The sequence below is a fragment of the uncultured Sphingomonas sp. genome, from assembly GCF_964250165.1.
Lineage (GTDB): Bacteria > Pseudomonadota > Alphaproteobacteria > Sphingomonadales > Sphingomonadaceae > Sphingomonas.
Map to the genome: position 1 here is coordinate 1 of NZ_CAXUEK010000134.1, position 3,751 is coordinate 3,751.

4 protein-coding genes are annotated in these 3,751 nt (G+C 68.6%); 3 read left to right on the forward strand and 1 reads right to left on the reverse strand.

Translation table 11 applies throughout. The features are described from left to right. The coding region (gene ettA / locus ACFE64_RS15340; protein ID WP_375393321.1) for an energy-dependent translational throttle protein EttA at positions 1–1,432 on the reverse strand (1,432 nt) is incomplete at its 3' end. A 103-nt stretch (positions 1,433–1,535) separates the two neighbouring features. Here ettA and ACFE64_RS15345 point away from each other — a divergent pair. From ACFE64_RS15345 to ACFE64_RS15355, 3 genes are all read left to right on the forward strand, one after another. Further along, positions 1,536–2,936: a M20/M25/M40 family metallo-hydrolase gene (locus tag ACFE64_RS15345; RefSeq protein WP_375393322.1), complete on the forward strand. Its 1,401-nt coding sequence runs from the start codon at positions 1,536–1,538 to the stop codon at positions 2,934–2,936. 9 nt (positions 2,937–2,945) lie between these two features. Continuing rightward, positions 2,946–3,344 (forward strand): hypothetical protein, encoded by a 399-nt coding sequence (locus ACFE64_RS15350; RefSeq protein ID WP_375393323.1) that lies wholly within the window; start codon positions 2,946–2,948, stop codon positions 3,342–3,344. A 94-nt stretch (positions 3,345–3,438) separates the two neighbouring features. After that, a complete protein-coding gene (locus tag ACFE64_RS15355) occupies positions 3,439–3,699 on the forward strand; it encodes a hypothetical protein (RefSeq protein WP_375393324.1) in 261 nt (86 codons plus the stop codon). Positions 3,700–3,751: the final 52 nt, after the last annotated feature.

Consider the following 3,751-nt stretch of genomic DNA (forward strand, 5'->3'; position numbering starts at 1 on the left):
CGTTGGTCGGCTCGTCGAGCAGCAGGACGTTGCCGCCCTCCTTGAGCATCTTGGCCATATGGACGCGGTTGCGCTCGCCGCCGGAGAGCTGGCCGACCTTCTTCTGCTGGTCCGGCCCGCGAAAGTTGAACGCGCCGACATAGGCGCGGGTGCCGAGCTCCTGCTTGCCGAAGCGGAACACCTCCAGCTCGTCGCTGATCTCCTGCCAAACGTTCTTGTTCGGATCGAGATGGTCTCTGGACTGGTCGACATAGCCGAGCTTCACCGTCGAGCCGACCTCGATCGTGCCGCCGTCGGGCTGCTCCTGACCGGTGATGAGCTTGAACAGGGTCGACTTGCCGGCGCCGTTGGGGCCGATCACCCCGACGATGCCGCCCGGCGGCAGCGTGAAGTCCAGGCCGTCGAACAGCAGCTTGTCGCCATACGCCTTGGTCAGCCCCTTGGCCTCGATGACCTTGCCGCCCAATCGCTCGGGCAGCTGGATCAGGATCGCGGCCTTGCCGGCGACACGGTTCTCCTGCTTCTCCATCAGCTCGTCGAAGGCGCGGATGCGCGCCTTGGACTTGGTCTGGCGGGCCTTGGGAGTCTGGCGCATCCAGGCCAGCTCGTCGGCGATCGCGCGCTGCTTGCCGGCCTCCTCGCGCTCCTCCTGCTCCAGCCGCTTGGCCTTCTTCTCCAGGTAGCCGGAATAGTTGCTCTCGTACGTGTAGTAGCGGCCGCGATCGAGCTCGAGCACCCAGTTGACGACGTTGTCGAGGAAGTAGCGATCGTGGGTGACGAGGATGACGTTGCCGGCATAATCCTTCAGGAAGTTCTCCAGCCAGCCGACGCTTTCGGCGTCGAGATGGTTGGTCGGCTCGTCGAGCAGCAGGATGTCGGGCTTTTCCAGCAGCAGCCGGACCAGCGCCACGCGGCGCTTCTCGCCACCCGACAGATTGGTGACCGGGCTGTCGGACGGCGGGCAGCGCAGCGCCTCCATCGCCTGCTCCAGCTGGCTGTCGAGCGACCAGCCGTCGGCCGCGTCGATCTTCTCCTGGAGCTCGCCCATCTCGCTCATCAGCGCGTCGAAATCGGTGTCGTCCTGGGGATCGCCCATCTCGGCCGAGATCGCGTTGAAGCGTTCCACCATGGCGGCCACCGGCCCCGCGCCGAGCCGGACGTTCTCGATCACCGTCTTGTCGGCATCGAGCTGCGGCTCCTGCGGCAGATAGCCGACGCGGACACCGTCCGCCGCCCAGGCCTCGCCCTGATATTCGGTGTCGATGCCGCCCATGATCTTCATCAGCGTCGACTTGCCCGAGCCGTTCGGCCCGATGATCGCGATCTTGGCGCCCGGCACGAACTGGAGGTGGATGTTGCTGAGCACGGGCTTGTTCGCGCCCGGGAAGGTCTTGGTCAGACCCTTCATGACATAGGTATATTGGACGGCCATGGCGGTCGCGCGTGCTCCGGTTTCATATCTGGCAGATTGACGGCGTCATGTAGGGCTGGCTCCGGGCGTTGGCAAACCGGCGGCGGCGGCCTAGTCCGACGCCATGATCCGCCCGATGCTGCTCGCCGGCGCCCTGCTCGCCGCCCCCGCCCCCGCCCTCGCGCAGCGGCAGGCGCCGCCGACGCCGGCGCCGGTCGACCACGTCGTCGCGAAGCTGCGCGACGCCGCGCTGACGGACACGCTGGCCTATGACATCGTCGAAGGGCTGACGACGGAGGTCGGCCAGCGCCTCGCGGGCACGGAGGCCGAGGCGCGGGCGCGGACCTGGGCGGTCGCACGGCTGAGGGCGCTCGGCTTCCGCAATGTCCATGTCGAGCCGTATCAGATGCCCGTCTGGGTCCGCGGCGAGGAGACGGCCGAGGTGATCGCGCCGTTTCCCCAACGGCTGAAGCTGGTGGCGCTCGGCAATTCGGGGGCGACGCCCGCGGCGGGGATCACGGCGGAGGTGGCGATCTTCCGCAGCTATGGCGACCTCGCCAATGCGCCCGACGGCAGCCTGGCGGGCAAGATCGCCTATGTCGGCAATGCCATGCAGCCGACGCAGGACGGCTCCAGCTATGGCGCGAACGGCGTCGGGCGGTTCGTCGGACCGGCGCTGGCGGCGCGCAAGGGCGCCCTCGCAGTCGTGATCCGCTCGATCGGCACGGACGCGCACCGCAACCCGCACACCGGCGGCACGAACTGGCCCGCGGGTCAGCAGCCGATCCCCGCCGCGGCGCTGTCGGTCAGCGACGCCAAGCTGCTGGAGCGTATCGCCGATCGCGGCGGCCCGATCCGGCTGCACCTCACCCTCACCCCGCATTTCACCGGCCAGGGCGAATCAGGCAATGTCGTCGCCGAGGTGCCCGGCCGCGATCCCAAGGCCGGCATCGTCCTGATCGGCGGCCATTTGGACAGCTGGGATCTCGGCACCGGCGCGATCGACGACGGCGCTGGCGTCGCGATCACCACCGCCGCGGCCAAGCGCCTGCTCGACGGCCCGCGCCCGCGACGCACGATCCGCGTGGTCTGGTTCGGGGCGGAGGAACCGGGCGGCTTCGGCGGGCGCGAATACGCCCGCGTCCATGGCCGCGAGCGGCACGCGACCGCGCAGGAAAGCGACTTCGGCGCCGACCGGGTCTGGCGGTTCGAGGTCAACCTCCCCGATGCCGCCAGTTCCGTCACGGACCGGCTGCAATCCGCCCTCGCGCCGCTCGGCATCGGCAAGGGGCCGGGCGTGGGCGGCGACGGCACCGATGTCGGCCCGACCATCGCGCTCGGCGTCGGCTCGGTCGATCTCAACCAGGATGGTACGCGCTATTTCGACACGCATCACACGCCCGACGACACGCTCGACCGAATCGACCCGGCACAGCTGGCCCAGAACGTCGCCGCCTGGACGACGATGCTGGCGATCGTCGCGAATGCCCCCGAGGAGATCGGACCCGTCGCCCCGCGCAAATAAGGCGGAATGATGGCAAAACATATTCCCATCAACCGATTGGGAATTGACGGCGTTCGGCTTTCCGCTATTTCGTTACGCCAGCGGGCGGCTCGGGGGCCGGTCGCCTTGATGCGCAGGAGCATTGGAATGAAGAAGATTGCGATCGCCGCGGTTGCGGCTGCCGGCCTGCTGACGCTCGGCGCGTGCGGCCAGAAGAACGAAGCCAGCACCAACCTGGAGTCTGCTGCCGACAACCTCGACGCCGCCGCCGACAACGCGACGACGGACAACGGTCAGGCGATCATCCAGAACGAGGCGGACAACCTCCACGCGGCGGCGGACAATGCCGCTGACGCGGACAAGAACGGCTCGACGGACAATCCCGCCACCGCGGCGAATGTCGCCGCCGGGAACGCCGTGGGCAAGTAAGCCCGCCGGCTCTTCGACGAATTTCGGCCGGCCGCGCGCTTGGGTGTGCGGCCGGCCTTTTCGTGCCAGGCGTCCTCAGCTCTGGGAATATGAAATGAGACCCGTCCCGCTCGCCGCAGCCGCGCTGCTCGCGGTGTCCGCCTGCCACGCGTCGCCCGAGAAAAGGGCGGTCGCGGACAATGCCGCGGCGATCGAGAGCAGCCTGGAGAACCAGGCCGACGCGATGGAGGCGGCCGCCGACAACGCCGCCGATCGCAACGCTGCGGCGGCGTATCAGGACGCGGCCGATGCGCTGGAAGATGCGAAAGGCAATGTCGCGGATGACGCGCGCGCGGCGAAGGGCAACGTCCAGTAAGCAGCTGATGGCGCGACGTGGTGAAGCCGCGCCGTCGCTCGTCGCCGCAGCG